Source organism: Kitasatospora sp. NPDC052868, assembly GCF_044547105.1.
Lineage (GTDB): Bacteria > Actinomycetota > Actinomycetes > Streptomycetales > Streptomycetaceae > Kitasatospora.
In genome coordinates, this window is record NZ_JBITZW010000013.1 from 83254 (window position 1) to 104884 (window position 21631).

The following is a 21631-nucleotide window of genomic DNA, read 5'->3' on the forward strand; positions in this document are numbered from 1 at the left end:
CGCCCCCGGGGCCGTCCCCCGGGCATGGTGTGCACCACCATGCCCGGGAGGACGGCCGGTTGACCATGGTGCGGGCGCGGCCGGGGTGTCGCGGGCTCAGAGGTCGGACAGCGGGACGGCCGGGTCGGCGAGGGCGTCCGGGTCCACCGCCCGGCCGGAGCGCACCAGTTCGCGGATCGGGTCGGTGACGTCCCAGACGTTGACGTTCATCCCGGCCAGCACCCGGCCGTCGGCGAGCCAGAAGGCGATGAACTCCCGGGTGGCCGGATCGCCCCGGAAGACCACCCGGTCGTAGCCGCCGGGTTCCACGTAGCCGGTGTACTCCATGCCCAGGTCGAACTGATCCGTGAAGAAGTAGGGAACCCGGTCGTACACGGCGTCCTGGCCGAGCATCGCGCGGGCGGCGGTCTGCGGCTGGTTGAGCGCGTTGGCCCAGTGCTCAACCCGGATGTGGCGGTCGAACAGCGGGTGGAAGGCGTTGGCGACGTCGCCCGCCGCGAAGATGTCCGGGTCGGAGGTGCGCAGGTGCTCGTCCGTCCGGACGCCGTTCTCGACGTCCAGTCCGGCGGTCTCGGCGAGCACGGTGTCGGGGGCGATCCCGATGCCGACGACCACCGCGTCGGCCGCCACCGTCGTGCCGTCGGCGAGCCGGACACCGGTCACCCGGCCGCCCTCGCCGACCAGTTCCTCGACCTTGGCGCCGAACCGCAGGCCTACGCCGTGCTCCCGGTGCAGGTCGGCGAAGACCTGGGCGACCTCCCGGCCGAGGACCCGCAGCAGCGGCAGCTCGGCCGCCTCCAGCACGGTGACCTCGGCGCCCGCGGTACGGGCGGCCGCGGCCGTCTCCAGGCCGATCCAGCCCGCGCCGATGACCGCGATCCGGGCGCCGGGCCGTTCCACCGCGGCCTTGATCCGGTCGCTGTCCCCGACCCGGCGCAGGTAGAGCACGCCTTCCTGGTCCGCCCCGGGCACCGGGAGCCGGCGCGGTACCGAGCCGGTGGTGAGCAGCAGCTTCGCGTACGCGATCCGCCCGTCGTCGGCGAGCGTGACGGTGTGCGCGGCCGGGTCGACGGAGGCGACAGCGGTGCCGAGCCGCAGGGTGACGTCCTGCTCGCCGTACCACTGCGGCGGGTGGACGTAGATCTTCTCGCGCGGGGTCTTGCCGAGCAGGTAGCCCTTGGAGAGCGGCGGCCGCTCGTACGGGCGCTCGTGCTCGTCGCCGATCAGCACGATGCCGCCCCGGTACCCGGCCTCGCGCAGGGCCTCGGCCGCCTTCGCACCGCCGAGGGAGGCGCCGACGATGACGATCGGGCGTTCCTCCCCGGGGCCGTCGGCGCCTTCGGGGGTGTCCGTGGATGTGCCCGTGCTCATGGTGAACTCCTCGCTCTCCGGCCGGAATCACCGACAGCCTGCCGCCGCCCGGCGGGCCTGTCGAGACCACGCCAGGCGCGCCGCGGCAGGCTCCCCCGAACGGGTGAAGCGGGCGGGCGCCAGGTTTGCGCCAAGCCCGCTGTGCCGGCCGCGCCCCCACTCTGCCCCGTGCGCTACGGCGTCATCGCGTCGCGGACCAGCGCGGTGTCGACGAACTGCTCGAAGCGGACGATCCGCGCGCCGCGCACGGTGAAGTGGTGGGCGACCCGGACGGCCAGCGGGCGGCCGGTGGCCTTGTGGACGGCGGTGTAGCGGGCCAGCACGACCACGTTCTCGCCGTCCACCACGTAGTGGTCGTCGTGCGCAGTCCAGCCGTCCCAGTCGGCGGCCAGCCGCTCCATCACCCCGCCGGTGACGCCCTTGGGGGTGCGGTAGGTGCCGGCCAGCGGGAAGCCGGCCATCTCGGTCCACTCGACGTCGTCGGCCAGGGTGGCCCGCAGCGCGGCCAGGTCGCCGCGCGCCGAGGCCAGGTACTGGCGGCGGACCACGTCGGCGGGGGCGGAGGACTCGGCGAACGACGCGGTGGACCTCGGGATCTCGATCATCGCGGCTCAGCCCCAGACCAGCTCGCCCTTGGCGACCTTCGTCCCGAGGTCGACCGCCAGCTTCAGTCCGAGGTCCGGGTAGCGGCGCTCCAGTGCGGCCTTCGCCCCGGCGGCGTCCTCGGACTTGCCGATCTCCGTCTCGAAGGCCCGCAGGTAGTCGCGGGTGTGGGTGATCGCGGTGGTGTCGGTCGGCGCGCCCGCGATGCGGTGGCCGGCCACCACGAACTGCGGCTCCAGCGCCTCCATGCCGTCCAGCAGGTCGATCCAGGCGGCGCGCTGCTGCTGGGTGCCGGTGTCGGCCGTCCACACGTGCAGGCCCTCGAAGAGCAGTACGCCGCCGAGCATCGCCCCGTGGTGGTGCTGCCAGAGGTAGTGCCGGTCCGGGAGGTGGAAGTCCGCGCCGCGCAGCTCGAAGCGGTGGCCCTCGAAGACGATCTCGTCGCCGTGCAGGGCCTCGGGGAGGACCAGCCGGGTGGGCAGTTCGGGGCCGAGGTGCGCCCAGGCCTTCAGCTTGCCCTCGTAGGACTCCTGGATGTGCTCGACGGTGCTGGGGGTGGCGACGAAGCGGGCCTGCGGGAAGGCGTCCTGGACCTCCTCCGCCCCGAAGTAGAAGTCCGGGTCGCCGTGGCTGACGAACACGGTGGTCAGCCGTCGGCCGGAGGCCCGGACCGCCTCGGCCAGCCGCCGCCCGTCGGAGCGGGTGAACCCGGCGTCCACCAGCAGGGCCTCGTTCGGGCCGGTCACCAGCACGGAGGTCTTGTTGAGCGAGCTGTCGGGACTGTCGATGACCTGGAAGTCGAGGGAGCTCATGGGGGTCCTTCCCTAAGGCCGGCCCGGCGGCCGTGGGCCGGGCACGCGTCGCCGCCCAGCATCGGCGCCCCCGGCACCGCCCGCACCCCGGGTTGGCCCGACAGGGGGACCCGCCCCGCCGCAGCGCCGCCGGAGCGCCCCTTCGGCCGCGGGGGCTCGGGCCGCGGGGGCTCGGGCCGCGGGCCTCAGACCGCGGCCGCCAGGTGGGCCAGCTTCTCGGCGGTGTCGGTGCCCGGCAGCGGGTTGTACAGCACCACGGTGAGGTCCGGTCGGGCCGGCAGCTTGAGCTGGCTGCTCTCGAAGCTCAGCCGGCCGATCGTCGGGTGGTCGACCTCCTTCACCAGGACGCCGCCCGCCGCCACGTCCTGGCGGGCCCAGAGGGCTCTGAACTCGGGGCTGGTGGCGGAGAGTTCGTCGACCACCTCGCGGAACCCCGGGTTGTCCGGGTGCTCCGAGGCGGCGGCCCGGAACGCGGCGACCACGGACGGGGCCACCCGCTCCCACGGCCCGCTGCCGGCCCGGTAGGCGCGGTCGCGGAAGAAGGCCACCAGGCAGTTGCGGTCCGCCTGGCCGATGTTGAGCGCGAGCCGGGCGGTGGCGTTGTGCGCCACGTAGTTCCAGGACCGGTCGAGGATGGCGGCCGGGTTCGGGGCCCAGGAGTCGATCAGCCGCTGCAGCTCCTCGCAGTACGCGGTGTCGACCGGGGCGCTGCTCGGCGGCGGGTTGAGGCCGGCCAGGCCGTACAGGTGGCGCCGCTCGGTGTCGTCCAGCCGCAGCACCCGGGAGACCGCGTCGAGGACCCCGCCCGAGACGGTGATGTCCCGCCCCTGCTCCAGCCACTGGTACCAGGACGGGCTGACCCCGGCCAGCACCGCGACCTCCTCGCGGCGCAGCCCGGGGGTGCGGCGGCGGTCGGTGCCGGCCGGAAGCCCGGCCCCGGCCGGGCTGACCCGGGCCCGGCGGCTGATCAGGAACTCACGTAACTCCGGCCGCCGGCCGGGCTGCTGGACATCCACGACTGCTCTCCTCACCGCCTGGTGGTGCGACCACCAGGATAGACAGGGGCTCCCCACGGGCGGGTACGTCCGGCCAGGCTGGTCGCCATGACCACAACCAGTGAACAGTCCGCCGGCCCGCGGGCGGCGCACGCGGCGGACGACGGGCGGCTGGGCGCCCGCGCCGCGCTCACCCTCGCGGTGCTCTGCGGCGCCCAGTTCATCATCGCGCTGGACTTCTCGATCCTGAACGTCGCCCTGCCCAAGCTCGGCAAGGACCTCGGCATGGCGCCGAGCGACCTCCAGTGGGCGGTGACGGCCTTCGCCCTGCCCTCCGGCGGCTTCCTGCTGTTCTTCGGCCGGGCCGCCGACATCTACGGCCGGCGCCGGCTGTTCCTCGGCGGCGTGGCGCTGTTCACCGCCGCCTCGGTGCTGGCCACGCTCGGCTGGAACCCCGGCTCCTTCCTCGCCGCCCGCGCCCTGCAGGGGCTCGGCGCGGCCGTGGTGGTGCCGGTCGGGATGTCGCTGCTCACCACGATCTTCCCCGAGGGCCCGCTGCGCAACCGTGCGCTGGCCGTCAACGGCGCGCTGCTGTCGCTGGGGTACACCGTCGGCATGGTGCTCGGCGGCAGCATGACCGAGGGGCTCGGCTGGCGTTCGACGATGGGTCTGCTGGCCGTCGCCGGCGCCCTGGTGGCGGTCGCGGCGATGCGGCTGATCGCCGAGCCGGGCCGGTCGGAGCGGACCGCCCGGCTGGACCTGCCCGGCGCGATGACCGTCACCGGCGGGCTGCTCGCGCTGATCTACGGCGCCTCCACCGCCTCCGGGGAGCACCCGAACAAGGTGGTGGTGGCGGGTGCGCTGCTGGTCGGCGTGCTGCTGCTGGCCGCGTTCGTCCTGGTGGAGCGGCGGGCACCGCAGCCGCTGGTCTCGCTGGCCATGCTGCGGCTGCGCGGGGTGGCGTTCGGCAACCTGGGCGGGCTGACCACCTTCGCGATGATGAGCTCGCTGATCTTCCTGCTCACCCTCTACCTCCAGCAGGTGCTCCACCTGTCGGCGCTCTCCACCGGGCTGTTCTTCGGTGCGCAGGGCATCGTCCTGGTGGCCACCGGCATGGGCGCCTCGCGGCTGATCGGTCGGCTCGGGGCGAGGACGGTGCTGACCGGCGGCCTCGCGGTGCAGGCGGTGGGGACGTTCGCCCTGCTCGCCCTGGTCCGGGCGGACGCCTCGGCCTGGGTGCCGCTGGCGGCGCTGCTGCTGGCCTCGGTGGGCCACATGTCGGCGGTGGTCTCGTACGGGGTGAACGCGACCGCCGGGCTGCCGGACGACATGCAGGGGCTGGCGGGCGGGCTGATCACCAGCGCGCAGCAGATCGGGATCACGATCGGCACGCCGGTGCTGAGTGCGGTCTGTTCGTACCGGCTGTCCCAACGGCAGGACGCCGGGGAGTCGTTCGAGCTCTCGCTGCTGAGCGGGGTGCGGCTGGGCGCGCTGGTGGACGCGGGCGTGGTGCTGCTGATCGCGCTGCTGGTCGGTTTCGGGCTGGCCGCGCGGCGGGAGGGCCGGACGGGCGGGCGATCCGCAAAGCCGAGATGACGTCGCGTCAGACTGACTGATCGTCAAACAACCGTTCGGTTTGTCCTCATGCTGGATGGCGCGCGCACGACGGGATCGTCGCCGGTATGGTGAGGCGCCATGCGCGATCCCGCCACGCGTCCCTCCACGCGTCCCACCCTCCTTCTTAGCCGCCGCGACGAGCACCCGTAACGGTCGGCCGGCTCGTCGCGGTGTGCAGAGGCCCGTGCGGCCGGCCGCAAGACCTGAACAGCCCAGGAGGACGAACCCGATGAACACCGACGCGCAGCAGTACGCCCGGCCCGACTTCCCGCTCCAACTGCCCTCGGGCATGCCGTTCCAGCGCTACCGCCCCTTCCAGGTGATCGACCTGCCGGACCGCACGTGGCCCGGCAGGTCCATCACCCGGGCCCCGCAGTGGTGCGCGGTGGATCTGCGGGACGGCAACCAGGCACTGATCGACCCGATGGGACCGGGCCGCAAGCTGCGGATGTTCGAACTGCTGGTCGCCATGGGCTACAAGGAGATCGAGGTGGGCTTCCCGTCCGCCAGCCAGACCGACTTCGACTTCTGCCGCCAGCTGATCGAGCAGGACCTGATCCCGGACGACGTGGCGATCCAGGTGCTCACCCCCTGCCGGACCGAGCTGATCGAGCGGACCTTCGAGGCCGTCCGCGGCGCCGGCCGGGCGATCGTGCACCTCTACAACTCGACCTCCACGCTCCAGCGCCGGGTCGTCTTCGGCATGGACCGTCCGCAGATCGCCGGCATCGCCCTGCACGGCGCCCGGGTCTGCGCCGACCTGGCCGAGCGGATGACCGACACCGGGGTGCGGCTGCAGTACTCGCCGGAGTCCTACAGCGGCACCGAGCTGGAGTTCGCGGTGGAGATCTGCAACGCCGTGAACGAGGTCTGGCAGCCGACCCCGGACCGTCGGACCATCGTCAACCTGCCGGCCACGGTGGAGATGGCCACGCCCAACGTGTACGCGGACTCCATCGAGTGGATGCACCGCAACCTGGCCTTCCGCGACGCGGTGGTGCTCTCCGTCCACCCGCACAACGACCGGGGCACGGCCGTCGCGGCCGCCGAACTCGGCTACCTGGCGGGCGCGGACCGGATCGAGGGCTGTCTGTTCGGCAACGGTGAGCGGACCGGCAACGTCTGCCTGGTGACGCTCGGGCTGAACCTGTTCAGCCAGGGCGTCGACCCGATGATCGACTTCTCGGACATCGACCGGATCCGCGACACCGTCGAGTTCTGCAACCAGCTGCCGGTCCACCAGCGCCACCCCTACGGCGGCTCGCTGGTCTACACCGCCTTCTCCGGTTCGCACCAGGACGCCATCAAGAAGGGCTTCCACCACCTCGGCCAGGACGCCGCCGCGGCCGGCGTCGAGGTCGACCAGGCGGCCTGGGCGGTGCCGTACCTGCCGATCGACCCGAAGGACGTCGGCCGCTCCTACGAGGCGGTGATCCGGGTCAACTCGCAGTCCGGCAAGGGCGGGGTGGCCCACCTGATGCGCACCGAGCACCAGTTGGACCTGCCGCGCGGGCTGCAGATCGAGTTCTCCCGGGCGGTGCAGGCGCGCACCGACGAGTCCGGCGGCGAGGTCACCCCGGCCGAGCTCTGGGCGATCTTCGTCGAGGAGTACCTGCCGGCCGGCTCGCCGGAGGCGGGACCGCTGGCGGCCGGGGCCAAGGAGTGGGGCCGGATGGCGCTGCTCGCCCACCGGACCTCGGCCGTGGTGGACGAGAAGGACGCCCTCGTGGTGGACCTGCGGCTGGACGGCGCCGAACGGCGGCTGGAGGCCGCGGGCAACGGCCCGATCGACGCCTTCGTCGCCGGGCTCGCCGACCTCGGCATCGACGTCCGGGTGCACGACTACGCCGAGCACGCGCTGTCCGCCGGCGGTGACGCGCGGGCGGCCGCCTATGTGGAGTGCGCGGTGGACGGCCGGGCGTTCTGGGGCGTCGGGATCGACTCCAGCATCGTCACCGCCTCGTTGAAGGCCCTGGTGTCGGCTGTGAACCGGGGCTTCCGGGACTGACCGGTCCGACCGAACGGTCCGGGTGCCGAGGCCCGGACTCCTCCTCCGCCTCCCCGCCCGCGCCGGCCGCCGGTGCGGGCGGGGAGGGCGGGGTCGGCCCGGACCGTGCGGCCAGCGCCTCGTTGACGTCCTCCAGGGTCTGCCCGTTGACCCGCGGCCCGAGCAGGCCGATGTCCAGCGCGATCGCCACCAGGGTCGCGGCCACCACCGCGAACAGCACGTCGGCACCGGAGCGCTCCAGCAGCGGCACCATCAGGAAGGGCATCGCGGCGGTGGCGATCCGGGAGAGCGAGTAGGTGGCGGCGACGGCCGCGACCCGGTGGGTGGTCGGGAAGATCTCCGCCTGGTAGACGTGGTAGCCGTTGGAGAAGACGTTGCTCACGGCGGTGTAGCAGACCCCGGCCGCGATGATCGCCGGTGCGCCGGAGGCATGGCCGAAGGCGAGGCCGGAGACGGCCATGCCGAGGGCGGCACCGACGATCAGGAACTTGCGCTCGACGCGCTCGATCAGCGGGATCGAGATCAGCGAGCCGAGCGGGTAGCCGGCGAAGGTCAGCGCGCTGAAGAGCAGCGAACTGACGATCGAGTAGCCCTTGGTGGCGAGCACCAGTGGCGCGATGGTGCCGAAGCCGTAGCCGCCGAAGGCCTGGAGCAGGTGGAACACCGCCATCATCGCGACCCGCTTGCGGTGGACCGGTTCCAGGCGTCTGCGGGCCTCGGCCTGGACGGGCTCGCCGCCCTTGGCGAGTCCGCCGATCGTTGCCGGTCCGCCGTTCGTCGTTGGTGCGCCGCCCTTCGCGGGGGCCGGGACGCGTGCGCCGGAGTCGGCGGTACCGGCCTCCGCCCTGAGGCGGTCCAGTACCTCGGCGGCGGAGTCGGCCCCGGTGACGCCCGCCTCGCCCTCCAGGCGGCGCAGCACCTCGTCCGCCTCGGCGGTGCGGCCGACCGAGGCGAGCCAGCGCGGGGACTCCACCAGATGGCGGCGCAGGGCCAGCACGATCAGTCCGCCGACCGAGCCGATCAGGAACAGCCAGCGCCAGCCGTCCACCCCGAGCGGCTTCAGCGGCACCAGCCAGCGGGCGGTGAGGCCGACGGCGGGCACGCCGAAGAAGGCGACGGTGTACGCCCAGGCCGTCCAGCGGCCGCGGGCCCGTGCCGGGAGCAGGTCGCTCAGATAGGCGTCGGCCAGCGGCAGCACCGGCCCGATGCCCAGGCCCGCCAGCAGCCGGGCGGCGATCAGCTGGGGCACGCCGTCGGTGAGCGCCCCCACGGCGGAGAACACCGTGTAGACACACACCCCCAGCAGCAGCGCCCGCCGCCGCCCGAGCCGGTCGGAGAGCCGGCCGACGGCCAGCACCCCGATGAACATGCCGACGAACACGGAGGCCAGCACCGCCGAGACCTCGGTGCGGTCCAGGTGGTACCGCTGCTTCATCACGGCGCCGAGGACGCCGGACATGAAGATCTCGTACATGTCGAAGAACATGGCGAGGCCCACGGTCAGGACCAGCCGGCGGTGCGTACGGGTCAGCGGCAGGCGGTTCATCCGCATCGCGATCAGGGCGGGCCCGTTCACGGCGGGCGCGTTGACGGCCATGGCTCACTCCTCCATTTGGGCCCGCACGCGCGGGCTGCCGGGGTGGACAGGGTGGCGCGGTCGGGCAGGGGGGAGGGTCAGTCGTCCTCGGGCTCGGTCCACTTGATCGAGCAGCCGATCGAGGCGCGGTGCGGCTCGGGGACGGCGCGGCCGGCCAGCACGGCGGTCACGGCGGCCCGCATCCGGGCGCCGTCCACGGGCTCGCCGTTGCCGGGGCGGGAGTCGTCCACGGCTCCCCGGTAGGCGAGCCGGAGTTCGGCGTCGTAGAGGAAGAAGTCCGGGGTGCAGGCCGCCCCGTAGGCCCGGGCGACATCCTGAGCGGTGTCGATCAGGTACGGGAACGTCCAGCCGGTGCGGCCGAGTTGGGCCTTCAGGCCGACGGCGTCGTCGTCCGGGGCGATGTCGGTGTCGTTGCTGCACACGGCGACCACGGCGAGTTGCGGGAACTCCTCGGCGAGCGCGGTGAGCGCGGGCTCGATGTGCCGGACGAACGGGCAGTGGTTGGAGAGGAAGGCGACCAGCAGGGCGTCGGCGGGTACCAGGTCGTCGCGCCGGACGGTGCCGCCGGTGACGGCGGGCAGGGCGAAGTCGGGCGCGGGCGTGCCGATGGGCACCATCTGGGAGGAGACGGGCATCGCGGGGCCTCTCGTGCTGAACGGGCGAGGTGGCAGGGCTCGGTGGCAGGGCTCGGTGACAGGGCTCGGTGACAGGGGGAGGAGCGGGCGGGCGCGCCGGGGGAAGCGCGCCCGCCCGCGTCGTGGCGGCGGCGGGGCCCTGTCCGGCCGGACAGGACCTCGGCGGCCGCGGTCGGTCAGCCGCCGTCGGTCAGCAGCAGCGGTCGGCGCCAGTCGGTGTCGCGGGAGTCGTTCACCACCTCGACGTACATCCCGTCCGGGTCGCGGACGAAGAAGTAGTCGACCAGGGTGCGGCCCCGGGCGATCTCGGTGACCTCGCCGATGCCGGCCGCGACCACCGCCGCACGGGTGGCGGCCAGGTCGTCCACGGTGAAGCCGAAGTGCTTGACCCCGGTCTCCGGCAGGTTGTTGCCGACGGTGAAGACCGGCGGCTCGGCGCCGTCGTCGTTGCGGTAGTGGAACAGCTCCAGCACCCAGCCCTCGTCGAGCTGGAGGTGGGTGATGGTCAGCGACTTGTCGTGCTTGACCCACTCGGCGATCAGCCGGAAGCCGAAGTAGCCGTAGAAGGCCTTGGAGGCCTCCAGGTCGCCGACGGTGATCGCGGTGTGGTGCGGCCGGAAGGTGCCGGCCGGGGCGGGATCGGTCATGGGTGTGCCTTCCGTACAAGGGGGTTGACGGCCAGAGGGGGTGGAGGGGGGGGAACGGGCCCGGGGGTCAGCGGGCGAGTCCGGCGGCGGAGTGCAGCACCTCCAGGAGCTCGATCCGCGGCGGCCCGGTCACGTACGGGACGTGCTCGGCGCCGAACCGCTTGGTCTCGACGGTCGCCCGGTGCTCCAGGAACGCCGCGTGGTCGCGGTAGACCTCGTAGAACACCCGGGCCTGCGGCTCGCCGTCGATCCGGTGCACGGCGTAGCCGACCAGGCCGGGCTCGTGCGCGGCCTCGCCGATCCGCCAGGCCGCCAGCGCGTCGAACTGCGCCTCGTGCCCGGGCCGGACGTCGAAGCGGGCCACCACCGCGTACATCGCCGCGCCCCTCAGCCGGCCGTGCCGGCGGAGGCCAGCTGCGGGAAGCCGCCCTCGTAGCGCACGCCGCGGGCCAACTCGTCCTCGTTGCTGGCGATGCAGGCCTCCAGCGCCACCGTCCAGTCCTCCTTGAGGCCGTTTCGCCGGGCGGTGGCGAGGATCTGCCGCAGCGGGTTGATGTGAGCCTCGGACAGGCCGCGCAGGCTGCCGATCTGATCCGGCGTCACATCCCGCTGGAAGGCGGCGGGCAGCGGACGGCCGGCCACCTTGAAGTTGAGGATGGTGCGGATGCACTTCTCGCAGCGGCCGCAGTTGGCGTCCTTGCGCTCGCCCTGCCAGCAGACCCGCAGGTTGTCCGCGCCCTGCGGCCAGAGCCGCGACAGGCCTTCGACCTTGTCGCTGCGGTCAACGCCTCCCGCGTCGTGGTGGATCCGCAGCCGGCCGCTGGAGAGCATCCAGTCGGTCATCGGGTTGGAACCCCAGGGCAGCACCAGCGAGCCGTACGGCTCCGAGCTGGCGATCAGCCCGTGCCGGTAGCGGCCGGCGAACAGGCTGAGCACCGAGACCATGCCGGTGCCGAAGGCGTCCTCCCAGTCGTTGAGGTCGCTGTGCCACAGGGAGCGGAAGTTGGTGGCGACCGGGATCAGGTCGACGCCGACCGAGGCCAGCAGCGGCACGCTGCGCCGGTGCAGCGACCAGTACGCCTCGCCGTCGGTGAGCGGGATGTCGAAGCCGTGCACCATCACGGCGGCGGCGAGCTCGAGGGAGGCGCGCCCGGCGCTCTTCTTGGTGTGGCGCACGGTGGTGAAGGCGCTGTCCACCCCGCCGGAGAAGGTCTGGATCGCCGAGCGGTCGTCCGGGGTGTCCGGGTCGGCGACCTCCTGGTCGGCGGAGAGCGCGATCGGGGTGTACCGGTCGGGTCGCCACTGGGCCCAGGCGGCCTGGAACTCCTCCAGGTTCTCCAACAGGCTTGCCGAGACCGGGCCTTCGGAGTGCAGGCTCTCGCCCCGGCGGATCGCCGCGAACAGCGCCGCGAGCAGGAAGGTGTCCGCGGTGTCGGCCAGCCGGTCGGCGAACTGCTCGGGTATGCGGTACCAGAGCCGGTCCGCGGCGCCGCCGTCCGCGCCGGTCACCTGGGCGGAGAGCTCCAGGAACCCGTCGGCGGTGGTGCGTTCGATCGGTCCGATCCTCATGCCTGGTCTCCTTCGGGGGTGGGGGCCGGTGCGGGCGGCTGGATGAGTTCGACGATGTTGCCGTCGGGGTCGCGCAGGTACAGGAAGCCGGTGCCGGCCGCGGCGGCGGGCCGGTCGACCACCACCGGGCCCTCGCCGACCACGGGCACCCCGCGGTCGGCCAGCTCCTTGGCGGCGGCGGCCAGGTCGGGCACCCGGAAGGCGATGTGCCGCCAGCCGGCGGCGTTCGCGGGTGCGCCGGGTGCGGCCGGCTGGACCGCCCGGTACCGGGTCAGCTCCAGCACCACCTCCGCGCCCGGCACCAGCAGGTGCACGGTGACCGCGGTGGCGCCGGGGACGCCGACCCCGGCGGCGAACCGCTCGGAGTCGAGGTCCAGCCGCTTGAGTGTCCGGGCGCCGAAGACGTCCTGGTAGAACGCCTCCATCCGTTCCAACTGGTCGGTGACCAGGGCGACATGGAGTAGGGCCTCGGTCTGGATCGCCATCACGCCACCGCTCTGGCCAGGCCGCGCGGGCCCGGGCCGGTCTCGAACGCAGGGTCCAGCGCCGGTAGTTGCCCGGCCATCCGGGCCCGGCGGCGCTGGTCGAGGAAGCCCAGGAACGCCCGGCCGGCGCCGGAGGGCAGGCCCAGCCGGAAGGAGTCGACCACCCACTCCTGGAGCACGTCCCCGCGGGCGGGCCGGACGCCCGGGGTGGCCGCGCGCGCCGGGTCGGCGATCGCGGCGTGGATCAGCTCGGAGTTGCGCAGCACCTCGGCGAGGTCCGCCCGCGCGGTCGGCCGCGGGGCGGTCAGCGCGGTGTGCGCGTCCGAGATCATCGCCAGCATGTTGTCGTCCTCGGTGAACAGGCTCTTCGCCAGCACCGTGTCGCCCTTGCAGAGGAACACCCCGGCCTTGATGGCGGTGAGCTCCTCGCAGATCGGTGCGTAGGTGGCGTGCACGGAGAGCCGTTCGCGGCAGAGCAGGTCCAGGCTGCGGACGATGGTCGGGTGCTGGAGGTTGGAGTAGTGGATGAAGGCGGCGCCGCGCTCGGCCCGTCCGACGATCACGCCCTCGCCGAGCCGCAGCGGCCCGGCCCCGCCCACCGCGTCCTGGTCGAGGTCCTCGACGTGCTCGATCGCCTGGGGTGCGCCGATCAGGTCGGCTCCGATGTACAACTGGTGCGGCAGCTCCACCTCGTAGACGGTCGGGGAGGAGAGGCCGGAGGCGCCGCGGCCGCGGTGGTTGTCGGCCCGGCGGTCCTTGGAGAAGTCGGTGACGCAGAGCACCGGGTCCAGGTCGTAGCGGTCGATCAGCTCGCGGACGGCTCCGTGCACCCGGGAGTGCAGGTAGTTGCGGACCAGCACGATGTGCGAGTCGGCGAACACCTCGGCTACCTCGGCCCGCAGTTCGGGCGTGACCAGGAAGGGCTTCTCCAGCAGGAAGCGGCGGTATCCGGCGTGCCACCACTCGATCAGCGCGGGGGCCAGGCTGCGGCTGGGCAGGCAGAGGTCCACCACGGTGTGCTCCGGTGCGGGCAGTGCCGCGCCGGTCCGGTCGGTGGCGATCGGCGGGTTCAGGCCGTCCGCGCGCAGCAGCCGCTCCAGCTCGGCGCCGGGTCGGCCGGTGTGGTCGATGAAGTGGATCCGGCGCAGGTCCAGGCGGCCCGCGCGGGCCAGTCGGGAGTAGGCCCGGTAGTGCAGTGAACCGGCCTTGCCCGCACCGACGATGACGATGTCCACGGGCGCTACCGGGCCTTCGGGGCCGCGGCGTCGGCGGGTGCCCGGTCGGCCGACCCGGTGGCCGTGGCGGCCGTGGTGGCCACGGCGGCGGGGGCCTGGACGTGGGCGACCGGGCGGTCGTTGTCCGCCGCGCCGACGTGGAAGGCGAGGTAGCGCAGCCGCTCGGTGCCCACCGAGGCGATCCGGTGGGTGGAACCGCGCGGGATCCGGACGCAGTTGTCCGGGACGAGGTCGAACTGCTCGCCGTTGAGGTGGAGCCGGGCCCGGCCCGCGATGATGAAGTAGATCTCGTCGGTCTCCGGGTGGTGGTGCAGCTGACCGCCCTTGCCGGGCTCGGCGCTGGCCATCGCGACCCGCACGACCCGGTTCTCGGGCTGCTCCGCCGCCGCGAACAGCAGCGAGCGCACCACGTCTCCGCCGTAGACGGCTTCGGTGATCGCGGCCACGTCGATCATCGGTTCCATCGGCTGGTTCCTTTCCCTGGTGAATTGTTCGGGACCACCGGTCGGGGCGGTGGATCAGAGCAGCTCGCAGTCCTTCATGATCGACTCCAGCTCGGGAATCCGGTCGGCCGACAGCGGGGTCAGCGGAATGCGCGGGTCGCCGACCTCGAAATGGGCGATCGAGAACGCCTTCTTCAGGGCGATCGGATTCGTCGCGAAATAGACGGCGCGGTAGAACTCGGCGAACTTCAGGTAGAGGTCGCGGGCGGTCAGGAAATCGCCGGCGAGCGCCGCCTCCACGATCGACCGGCTCTGCCGGGGCATCACGTTCGCGGCCACCGAGACATGGCCGTGGCCGCCGAGCAGCAGCGTGGGCAGCGCGGTGAAGTCGTTGCCGGACAGCACGGCGAAGTCGGCGTCCCGGACGAGGTGAAGCACCCGGCGCAGCCGGACGAGGTCCTGGTTGCCCTCCTTGATGCCGACGATGTTGGGGTGCCGGGCCAGCTCGCTGACCGACTCGGGGGCGATGTCGACGGTGGTGCGGCCCGGCAGGTTGTGCATCAGCAGCGGCACGGAGAGGGCGTCGGCGACGATCCCGTAGTAGGCGACCAGGCCGCGCTCGGTGGGCGGGTCGAGGTAGGGGGTGAAGGCCAGCACCGCGTCGGCGCCGATCCGCTCGGCCTCCTTGGCCAGCTCCAGCGTGCGGGCCAGGCTCTCGGTTCCCATGTCGGGGACGACCAGGGCCCGGCCGGCGGACTGCTCGACCACGATCTCGGTGATCCGGACCTTCTCGCGGTCGGTGAGCGCGGCGGCCTCGCCGGTCACGCCGTTCGGGGCGAGCCGGGTGACGCCGTTGTCGATCTGGAAGTCGACCAGCCTGCGCAGGGTCGGCTCGTCCAGCTCGCCGTCGGAGGTGAAGGGGGTCAGCAGGGTGGTGAACGCGCCGGTGAAACGGCGCGTGCTCTCGCTCAGCATGCGACTGCTCCAGGGGTGAGGGAGTGAAAGGGGGAGGGGAGGGCGGAGGGTCAGCCGGCGGTGGCGACGGCCCGGCGGTCGGCGCCGGCGGGGGCCGTCCGCTGCCAGAGCTCGGCGGCCATCGCGGCGGCCGCGCGGCCGGGCTCCTCGGCGAGTCCGCGTTCCAGCATCAGGAGTTCGAGGGCGGTGAGGACCGGCAGCAGGTCCAGCGGGGCGACGGCGCCGATGTGGCCGACCCGCAGGATGCGGCCCTTGAGCCCGCCCTGACCGGCCGCGATCCGCAGGCCGAAGCGCTCCGGCAGCTGCTCGACCAGTCGCTCGGCCCGCCGGTCCTCGGGCAGCAGGGCCACCGAGAGCGCGGCCGCCTGCGGGGCCCGGGGGAAGGGTTCGAGGCCGAGCGCGGCGAGCCCGGTCCGGCAGACCGCGGCGCACCGGGCGTGCCGCTCCCAGACGTTCTCGAGCCCCTCGGCCTCGATCAGGTCGAGGCCGGCGGCGACCGCGAGCAGTGCCGCGACCGGCGGGGTGTTGGGCACCGTGCGGTCGAGCGCGCTCTCCCGCAGGTGCCGGAAGTTCCAGTACGAGTAGCCCAGGGTGGGCCGCACCCGGTGCCAGGCCTGCTTGCCGACCGAGACGAAGGCCGCGCCCGGCGGACTCATCAGGCCCTTGTGCGAGGCCGTCACCGCGAAGTCGACCCCCCAGGCGTCCTGGAGGAACGGCTCCACGCCGATCGTGGTCATCGAGTCGACCACGACCGTCGCCCCGGCCCGGCGGCCGAGCTCGGCGAGCCCGGCCACGTCGTGGGCGACACCGGTGGAGGTTTCGCAGTGGGTGAGGAAGAGGTGCCGCGGCCGGTGGGCGGCCAGTTCGCGGCGGACGGCCTCCGGGTCGAAGGTCGCGCCGTCGGGCACCTCGTGCAGCCGGACCTCGGCCTGGTGGGTCCGGCACAGCTCGGCCCACCGGCGCCCGTACTTGCCGGCCGCCAGGACCAGCACCCGGTCGCCGGGGGAGACGGTGTTGACCACCACCGCCTCCAGGGCGCCGCTGCCCGAGGAGGGCAGCATCAGCACGTCGCCGGAGGTGCGGAAGAGGCCCCGCAGGCCCTCGTGGATGCGCCCGTAGAGTTCGCGGAACTCCGGCGAGCGGTGGTGCAGGACGGTGGAGACGGAGGCCAGGCGGACGCCGATCGGGATTCGCGCCGGCCCAGGGGTGAACATGTCGATTTCGCGCACGGCTGCTCCCGGTCGATTTCTTCCGGATGGTGCGGATCAGTGCGGACGAGCTCGGTACGGTTCGGCCCAGCCCGGTTCACCGGCTGGGGAATTGCTCTCGCCGCCGTTTTCAGAATGTCTGCCGAACGGCCCCGGGCGCAAGGCCCTCCGGATATTCGGGGATTACCCGGAATCGCGGGGTGCGGGCGTTTCCGGGCAGACCGGATCCCATCGGCGGCGGCGGGTGGGAGGGTCGTGTTCCGGCCGTTCGGCCGGGCCGGCGGGCACTCGGGACAAGCGCCGCACAGGGGGACCGGAGTCCCTTTCGCATCTTGCGTCGCCGGGAGCGGCGGGCGCCAGACCCCCTCGCCCGTGTCTCATATGCCGGACATCCAGGCATGATTGACACGGCGTCAGCACCTGACCCACGATGGAGCCGCCGGAGGGGCCCGGCACCCGGTCATCCGGCCAGGTCGAACCAGCGCAGGGCCGCCGTGGTGGCGGCCGCGGAGAGGACGACGACCAGGAAGGGGGCGCGCAGACGCAGGGCGACCCCGGCCGTCAGGAGTCCCGCGACCCGGGCGTCCACGTCGACCCGGTGGCCGCTGACGAAGGTCTGCACCGCGATCAGCGCCGCCAGCAGGGCGATCGGCATCGCCTGCGAGACCCTGGCCACCGCCGGGTTCTCCAGGACGCGGGCCGGTACGAGCAGGCCGGTGACTTTCAGGACCAGGCAGGCCCCGGCGGCGACGGCGATCCAGATCCAGCTCATCGGTGTTCTCCTCGGCCTTCGGGCACGGGGTCGGGTGTGCGGGCGGGGTCGGGCGTGTGTGCGCCGGGCGCGTGGGCAGGACCGGCCGTGCGTGCGCCGGGTGTGTGGGTGGGGTCGGAGCGGTGCTCGTCGCCGCGGTCGGCCCGCTCGTCGGAGCCGGTGTCCGGCGGGGGTGCGGCAGAGGGTTGGGCTTCGGGTTGGGCTTCGGGTTCGGGTGCGGACGGAGGAGCGGTGCGGATGAGCAGGGCGCCGAACGAGGTCAGGCCGGCCACCACGACGGGCAGACCGGAGCCCGCGACCAGTGAGCAGCCGACCGCCACCGCGCCGGCGGTGAGGAACAGCGTGCGGTCCGCGGCGGTCCGCAGCCGCGGTGCGACCAGGGCCAGGAACGCGGCCGAGGACGCCGCGTCCAGGCCCAGCGTCTTCGGGTCGTCCAGCAGTGATCCGGCCAGCGCGCCGATCAGCGTGGCGAGGTTCCAGCAGGCGAACACCGCGGCCCCGGTGGCCCAGTAGGCCAGTCGGGCCCGGCCGCGCTCCGGCTGTCCGGCCGCCATCGCCGCGCTCTCGTCGCTCAACAGGTGTGCCATCGGCAGCAGTTCGCTGCGGCTGGGGCGCAACTGCCGGGCCAGGCCGACCCCGTAGAACAGGTTCCGGACGCCCAGCAGTGCGGCGGTCGCGGTCGCCGAGGCGCCCGTGCCGCCCGAGGCGAGCACCCCGACCAGCGCCAGCTGGGAGGAGCCGCCGTACAGCAGGAGTGAGAGCGCCTGGGCCTGCCAGACCGTCAGGCCCGCCGCCACGGCGAGCGCTCCGTAGGAGAGTCCGTACGCGCCGACCGCCAGCGCGATTCCGGCGGCGGCCCGCAGGATCGCCGGTCTGTCCCGGGCCGGACCAGTGTCGTTGTGCTGTTCGGTCCCCGTCGCCATGGCCGTACCCCGTTTCCGCGCTCGGCTGCTCCGGCTCAGATGTTGAGACGGAGGTTTACATGTCAAGTCGAGTGCATAAGATGCTACACAGATGTCAACTCAAGGAGTCAAGATGACAACTTCAGTGACCTACGGCGAGCTCCAGTACGGCTGGGAGAAGGCCTACCAGGAGCAGAGCGAAGGCCCCCTCTGGCAGGAGGATCCGATCCCGGTCATCCCGGCCGCGGTCGCCGCCCTCAAGGCGCGAGAGGTCAAGACGGTGGTCGACCTCGGCTGCGGGGACGGCCGCAACCTCGCCGCCCTCGCCGACGCCGGGTTCACCGCCCTCGGCGTCGACATCGCCCCGACCGGCCTCGCCCACGCCCGGCGCGTCATCAAGCAGCGTTCCTTCCTGCTGCGCGCCGACGCCACCGGGCTCCCGCTGATCGACGGCTCCGTCGACGCCGTCACCTGCTTCGACGTGTTCGGCCAGGTCCAGGACCCGACCGACCTCGTCACCGAGGCCCGCCGCATCGTCACCCCGGGCGGGCTCTTCGTCACCAACGCCTTCACCACCCAGGACGGCACCTACGGCGAGGGCGAGGAGATAGCCCGGCACACCTTCGCCTACAAGGACACCCTCTTCCGCTACTACGAGGAGGAGGACATCCGCGGGCTCTTCGAGAAGTGGGAGATCATCGACCTCGACCGGATCTCCTGGGACGACCCGCCGCACGGCGACTTCCGTCCCTACCCGCACACGCACGACAACTGGGTCGTCTACGCCACCCCGCGCGACTGACCGGCCCCCCGCGGACCTGCTGATGAAACGCGGAACCCGCTGATGGAACGCGGAACCTGCTGATGGAACGCGATGGGAGCACACCCGCCATGTTCTTCCGGCAACACCTCGAACGCTTCGAGACCCTGCTGGGCCTCACACCGATCCGGACGGTCACCATCGACGTCCTCGGCCGGCCCCGCAGGATCCACCTCAAGCTGGAGGGGCAGAACCTGACCGGCTCGGTCAAGGGGCGCACCGCGTACGGCCTGGTGCGCGGCCTCGCCGAGGACGGGCTGCTGCGCCCGGGGGTGGAGCTGCTGGAGTCCACCTCCGGCAACCTCGGGGTGGCGCTCGCGAGCATGGCCCGCTACCTGGGCGTGGGGTTCTCGGCCGTGGTCGATCCGATGATCACGGCCGAGTGCCGCCAACGGCTCGCCGAGTTGGGCGCGACCGTCATCACGGTCGACCGGCCCGACCCGGCGGGCGGCTACCTGCTCTCCCGGCTGGCGGCCGTCCGCGAACTGGTCGCCACCGACGACCGGTACGTGTGGGCCAACCAGTACGAGAACCCGCGCAACCCGGAGATCCACCGCACCATGACCGGCCCCGAGATCCTCGGCCAACTGCCCGAGCCGCCCGACGCGCTGTTCGCGGCGATCTCCACCGGCGGCACCTTCGCCGGGCTCGCGCAGCACTTCCGGGAGCACAGTCCGCGCACCCGCCTGGTGGCCGTGGACATCAACGGATCGGTCGCGGTCGGTGGACCGCCCGGCACCCGGCACCTGTCCGGGATCGGCGCCAGCCGCCGGTCCTCGTTCCTGGAGCCGGACATGATCGACCAGGTCGCGTACGCGAGTATCGCCGAGGCCGCCTACTACTGCCGGCTCGTCCTGCAGGAGTCCGGCATCCACCTCGGCGGCTCGTCCGGAGCGGTGCTCGCCGCCTGCGTGCGCTACCTGGCGGACCACCCGGAGACGGCCGAACCGCTGTGCGTCTGCGCGGACGGCGGGGAGAAGTACCAGAGCACCATCTACAACGACGAGTGGCTCGAATCCATCGGTCAACCGGCCGACCTGCCGGGCGTCCACCGGACACGAACGGCCGCCACCGTGCGGTAGACATGGTCTGTGACCTCCCCGTGGGAGGACGCCGGACCAGCCGATGAGGAAGCACGAATGCCCGAACTGTCCGATATCCAACGAGCGCTGGAGTGCTACGTCGACGGTGGACCGCGCCCGGACCCGGAGGGGATGCGCCGTATGACCGGCGCACAGCTCCTCCAGTCCGGCGAGCACGCCGTGGCGCGAACCCTGCTGCTGGCCGCCCTCTGCGCCCGGCTCGACGGCGGTGCATCGGACGCCGCCGGGCTGGTCGCGGTGGCCCGCAGCTACGAGGAGGGGTCGTTCCTGTACACCGGGCGGATCATCCCGCGGTTCACCGAGATGATCGTCCTGTTGGACCGGGCGGTGGACGAGCGCTGCCCCCGTACGCTCGTCGAGCTGGCGGACCACCTCAGCCAGGGGTGGCCCGCCTTCCCCTCCTCGGTCTTCCCGGCCGCGCTCGCCCGACTCGCGGCCGAGCTCGGCTTCACGGACGGCGCCGAGCCGTTCGCCACCACCTCCTTCACCCGCTGGAGACGGGGGCTGGAGACGGCGGCGGACGGCCGGGCCGACCTCGCCGCGCCCCTGTTCGACGACTCGCTCGCCCGCTACCGCGCGTACCTCTACCACGCCGACGCGGCCTGGCTCTTCACCGACCTGGTCATCGTCCACCTGATGCAGGGTCAGGAGGGCGACGCGGCAGGGGTGTTCCAGGAGCAGGGCCGGTACGTCGAGGAGGTGCTCGCCGACTACCCCGTCACCGGGGACGGCCCGCCGGTGTTCCAGCTCGGCGACGTCCAGAGCGGCGACTACAGCACCTTCGTCGAATCCGTCACCCTGCAGCCCACCGCCCTCACCGAGGCCGACCGGGCGATACTGCGCCGATACGCGAGGGTCAGCGAACTGCTGCTCTCCGCCGCCCGCTACCGCTCCCAGCGGGACTTCGAGGCGGCCCTGGACCTCTTCTCCTTCGGCTGGACCAGCTTCCCCGACTCCCCGTACCCGCACATCTTCCAGCACCTCGCCGACCGGCTGGCCGGCGCGCCCGGCCGCTGGGGCGCCCAACTCACCGGCTACGCCCGCTGGCACCGGATGCTGCGCTCCGGCCGGGTGCGGCCCACCTCGCCCACCCTGATCGACACCGCCGTCGACCTGCACGACCGGCTCACCCGGGCCGGCCTCACCAAGCAGGCCGACATCGCGCTGCTCGACGCGGCCATCATCCACGCCGAACTCCACGGCACCACCGCCACGGTGGAGTGGATCAGCCGCTACACCCGGGAGCTGCGACCGGAGATCCCCGAGCTGCTGCGCACCGCCGTCACCTACCTCCAGCTCAACGGCGAGACCCCCGACACCAGCTCCGAGGGCGCCCAGCGACTGCTCGCCCACTACGCGGGCCTGCGGGAGCTGCACACCGTGCCGGCTCTGGTGGCCGAGCGGGCGGCCCGCCGCCGGGAGAACTCCGTCCAGGTGGAAGTCGCCCTCTACGGAAGGCTGTTGTCCATCGAGGGGATCACCGTGTACGAGCAGACCCCGGAGCCGCTGGTCGATATCCTGCAGGTGCTCGGCGAGGAGTTCGCCGGGTCCGTCGCCGAGGGGCGGGAGGTGCCGTTGCTGTCCGCCGCCGAACTGTCCAGCCGTACCGGGCGGACCACGGCCGCGCTCGCCCAGAGCGTGCGCCGCTTCCGCGGAGCCGCACAGGAACGCTTCGGCGCGGCCACCGAGTTCACCCTCGACCCGGACACCGTCATCCAGGGGCGGCCCGGCTACCGCATCAACCCGGTGAGCGTCGAGAGCTTCCACCGCTTCCCGGCCGACCGCTGACCCCTTCCGTTCCGACCGATCCATCGTCAACCCCCTGAGAAAGGTG

General features: G+C 72.9%; 21 protein-coding genes. 5 read left to right on the top strand and 16 right to left on the bottom strand.

All coding sequences use genetic code 11. The features are described 5' to 3' along the window. Positions 1–96: 96 nt before the first annotated feature. From ACIGZJ_RS22650 to ACIGZJ_RS22665, 4 genes are all read right to left on the bottom strand, one after another. A complete protein-coding gene (locus tag ACIGZJ_RS22650; RefSeq protein WP_396458909.1) occupies positions 97–1371 on the bottom strand; it encodes an NAD(P)/FAD-dependent oxidoreductase in 1275 nt (424 codons plus the stop codon). A 173-nt stretch (positions 1372–1544) separates the two neighbouring features. Beyond that, on the bottom strand, positions 1545–1976 hold the full coding sequence (locus tag ACIGZJ_RS22655) for a nuclear transport factor 2 family protein (protein ID WP_387949290.1): 432 nt from the start codon (positions 1974–1976) through the stop codon (positions 1545–1547). Between the two features lie 6 nt (positions 1977–1982). Beyond that, entirely contained in the window at positions 1983–2786 is an 804-nt protein-coding gene (locus ACIGZJ_RS22660) for an MBL fold metallo-hydrolase (RefSeq protein ID WP_396458910.1), read from the bottom strand. Between the two features lie 185 nt (positions 2787–2971). Further along, the gene (locus ACIGZJ_RS22665; protein WP_392939134.1) at positions 2972–3802 is read right to left on the bottom strand and encodes a helix-turn-helix transcriptional regulator; all 831 of its coding nucleotides are present in this window, start codon (positions 3800–3802) and stop codon (positions 2972–2974) included. Positions 3803–3889: 87 nt separating this feature from the next. Here ACIGZJ_RS22665 and ACIGZJ_RS22670 point away from each other — a divergent pair, with 87 nt between their 5' ends. Next, positions 3890–5377, top strand: a complete 1488-nt coding sequence (locus ACIGZJ_RS22670; RefSeq protein ID WP_396458911.1) for an MFS transporter — start codon at positions 3890–3892, stop codon at positions 5375–5377. A 250-nt stretch (positions 5378–5627) separates the two neighbouring features. Further along, complete coding sequence (leuA, locus tag ACIGZJ_RS22675; protein WP_396458912.1) at positions 5628–7406, top strand: 2-isopropylmalate synthase; 1779 nt, start codon at positions 5628–5630, stop codon at positions 7404–7406. Here the strand turns inward: leuA and ACIGZJ_RS22680 are convergent. From ACIGZJ_RS22680 to ACIGZJ_RS22735, 12 genes are all read right to left on the bottom strand, one after another. Next, positions 7351–9003 carry an MFS transporter gene (locus tag ACIGZJ_RS22680; RefSeq protein ID WP_396458913.1) on the bottom strand — a complete coding sequence of 551 codons (1653 nt, stop codon included), beginning with the start codon at positions 9001–9003 and terminating at the stop codon, positions 7351–7353. The two genes, leuA and ACIGZJ_RS22680, sit on opposite strands and share 56 nt — an antisense overlap. Positions 9004–9080: 77 nt before the next feature. Then, entirely contained in the window at positions 9081–9638 is a 558-nt protein-coding gene (locus tag ACIGZJ_RS22685; RefSeq protein ID WP_396458914.1) for a thioredoxin family protein, read from the bottom strand. A gap of 176 nt (positions 9639–9814) precedes the next feature. After that, positions 9815–10285, bottom strand: coding sequence for a VOC family protein (locus ACIGZJ_RS22690; protein WP_396458915.1), 471 nt, complete (start codon positions 10283–10285; stop codon positions 9815–9817). Positions 10286–10352: 67 nt separating this feature from the next. Continuing rightward, on the bottom strand, positions 10353–10661 hold the full coding sequence (locus ACIGZJ_RS22695) for a putative quinol monooxygenase (RefSeq protein WP_392939143.1): 309 nt from the start codon (positions 10659–10661) through the stop codon (positions 10353–10355). An 11-nt stretch (positions 10662–10672) separates the two neighbouring features. Continuing rightward, entirely contained in the window at positions 10673–11854 is a 1182-nt protein-coding gene (locus ACIGZJ_RS22700; protein WP_396458916.1) for a hypothetical protein, read from the bottom strand. After that, on the bottom strand, positions 11851–12339 hold the full coding sequence (locus ACIGZJ_RS22705) for a VOC family protein (protein ID WP_396458917.1): 489 nt from the start codon (positions 12337–12339) through the stop codon (positions 11851–11853). Before ACIGZJ_RS22705 ends, ACIGZJ_RS22700 begins: the two co-directional genes overlap by 4 nt. Next, entirely contained in the window at positions 12339–13574 is a 1236-nt protein-coding gene (locus ACIGZJ_RS22710) for a hypothetical protein (protein ID WP_396458918.1), read from the bottom strand. The genes ACIGZJ_RS22705 and ACIGZJ_RS22710 overlap by 1 nt, the downstream gene beginning before the upstream one ends. A 5-nt stretch (positions 13575–13579) precedes the next feature. After that, positions 13580–14038 carry a cupin domain-containing protein gene (locus ACIGZJ_RS22715; RefSeq protein ID WP_396458919.1) on the bottom strand — a complete coding sequence of 153 codons (459 nt, stop codon included), beginning with the start codon at positions 14036–14038 and terminating at the stop codon, positions 13580–13582. A 54-nt stretch (positions 14039–14092) separates the two neighbouring features. After that, positions 14093–14992, bottom strand: coding sequence for a 4-hydroxy-tetrahydrodipicolinate synthase (gene dapA, locus ACIGZJ_RS22720; protein WP_396458920.1), 900 nt, complete (start codon positions 14990–14992; stop codon positions 14093–14095). A 50-nt stretch (positions 14993–15042) separates the two neighbouring features. Next, positions 15043–16221, bottom strand: a complete 1179-nt coding sequence (locus tag ACIGZJ_RS22725; RefSeq protein WP_396458921.1) for a pyridoxal-phosphate-dependent aminotransferase family protein — start codon at positions 16219–16221, stop codon at positions 15043–15045. A gap of 439 nt (positions 16222–16660) precedes the next feature. Then, positions 16661–16972, bottom strand: a complete 312-nt coding sequence (locus tag ACIGZJ_RS22730; RefSeq protein ID WP_396458922.1) for an AzlD domain-containing protein — start codon at positions 16970–16972, stop codon at positions 16661–16663. Continuing rightward, on the bottom strand, positions 16969–17895 hold the full coding sequence (locus ACIGZJ_RS22735; RefSeq protein ID WP_396458923.1) for an AzlC family ABC transporter permease: 927 nt from the start codon (positions 17893–17895) through the stop codon (positions 16969–16971). Before ACIGZJ_RS22735 ends, ACIGZJ_RS22730 begins: the two co-directional genes overlap by 4 nt. Positions 17896–18007: 112 nt before the next feature. On the opposite strand from ACIGZJ_RS22735, the gene ACIGZJ_RS22740 reads away from it, so the two are divergent. The 3 genes from ACIGZJ_RS22740 (at position 18008) to ACIGZJ_RS22750 (ending at position 21585) form a co-directional block, all read left to right on the top strand. Next, entirely contained in the window at positions 18008–18676 is a 669-nt protein-coding gene (locus tag ACIGZJ_RS22740) for a class I SAM-dependent methyltransferase (RefSeq protein ID WP_387949275.1), read from the top strand. Positions 18677–18765: 89 nt separating this feature from the next. Further along, entirely contained in the window at positions 18766–19776 is a 1011-nt protein-coding gene (locus ACIGZJ_RS22745; protein ID WP_392939158.1) for a pyridoxal-phosphate dependent enzyme, read from the top strand. Between the two features lie 57 nt (positions 19777–19833). Further along, the gene (locus ACIGZJ_RS22750) at positions 19834–21585 is read left to right on the top strand and encodes a hypothetical protein (protein WP_396458924.1); all 1752 of its coding nucleotides are present in this window, start codon (positions 19834–19836) and stop codon (positions 21583–21585) included. The last annotated feature ends 46 nt before the right edge of the window (positions 21586–21631 follow it).

Coding starts and splice junctions, on each gene's coding strand:
- ACIGZJ_RS22650 (WP_396458909.1), bottom strand. CDS start 1,371: ATGAGCACGGGCACATCCACGGACACCCCCGAAGGCGCCGACGGCCCC.
- ACIGZJ_RS22655 (WP_387949290.1), bottom strand. CDS start 1,976: ATGATCGAGATCCCGAGGTCCACCGCGTCGTTCGCCGAGTCCTCCGCC.
- ACIGZJ_RS22660 (WP_396458910.1), bottom strand. CDS start 2,786: ATGAGCTCCCTCGACTTCCAGGTCATCGACAGTCCCGACAGCTCGCTC.
- ACIGZJ_RS22670 (WP_396458911.1), top strand. CDS start 3,890: ATGACCACAACCAGTGAACAGTCCGCCGGCCCGCGGGCGGCGCACGCG.
- leuA (WP_396458912.1), top strand. CDS start 5,628: ATGAACACCGACGCGCAGCAGTACGCCCGGCCCGACTTCCCGCTCCAA.
- ACIGZJ_RS22680 (WP_396458913.1), bottom strand. CDS start 9,003: ATGGCCGTCAACGCGCCCGCCGTGAACGGGCCCGCCCTGATCGCGATG.
- ACIGZJ_RS22685 (WP_396458914.1), bottom strand. CDS start 9,638: ATGCCCGTCTCCTCCCAGATGGTGCCCATCGGCACGCCCGCGCCCGAC.
- ACIGZJ_RS22690 (WP_396458915.1), bottom strand. CDS start 10,285: ATGACCGATCCCGCCCCGGCCGGCACCTTCCGGCCGCACCACACCGCG.
- ACIGZJ_RS22695 (WP_392939143.1), bottom strand. CDS start 10,661: ATGTACGCGGTGGTGGCCCGCTTCGACGTCCGGCCCGGGCACGAGGCG.
- ACIGZJ_RS22700 (WP_396458916.1), bottom strand. CDS start 11,854: ATGAGGATCGGACCGATCGAACGCACCACCGCCGACGGGTTCCTGGAG.
- ACIGZJ_RS22705 (WP_396458917.1), bottom strand. CDS start 12,339: ATGGCGATCCAGACCGAGGCCCTACTCCATGTCGCCCTGGTCACCGAC.
- ACIGZJ_RS22715 (WP_396458919.1), bottom strand. CDS start 14,038: ATGGAACCGATGATCGACGTGGCCGCGATCACCGAAGCCGTCTACGGC.
- dapA (WP_396458920.1), bottom strand. CDS start 14,992: ATGCTGAGCGAGAGCACGCGCCGTTTCACCGGCGCGTTCACCACCCTG.
- ACIGZJ_RS22730 (WP_396458922.1), bottom strand. CDS start 16,972: ATGAGCTGGATCTGGATCGCCGTCGCCGCCGGGGCCTGCCTGGTCCTG.
- ACIGZJ_RS22735 (WP_396458923.1), bottom strand. CDS start 17,895: ATGGCGACGGGGACCGAACAGCACAACGACACTGGTCCGGCCCGGGAC.
- ACIGZJ_RS22740 (WP_387949275.1), top strand. CDS start 18,008: ATGACAACTTCAGTGACCTACGGCGAGCTCCAGTACGGCTGGGAGAAG.
- ACIGZJ_RS22745 (WP_392939158.1), top strand. CDS start 18,766: ATGTTCTTCCGGCAACACCTCGAACGCTTCGAGACCCTGCTGGGCCTC.
- ACIGZJ_RS22750 (WP_396458924.1), top strand. CDS start 19,834: ATGCCCGAACTGTCCGATATCCAACGAGCGCTGGAGTGCTACGTCGAC.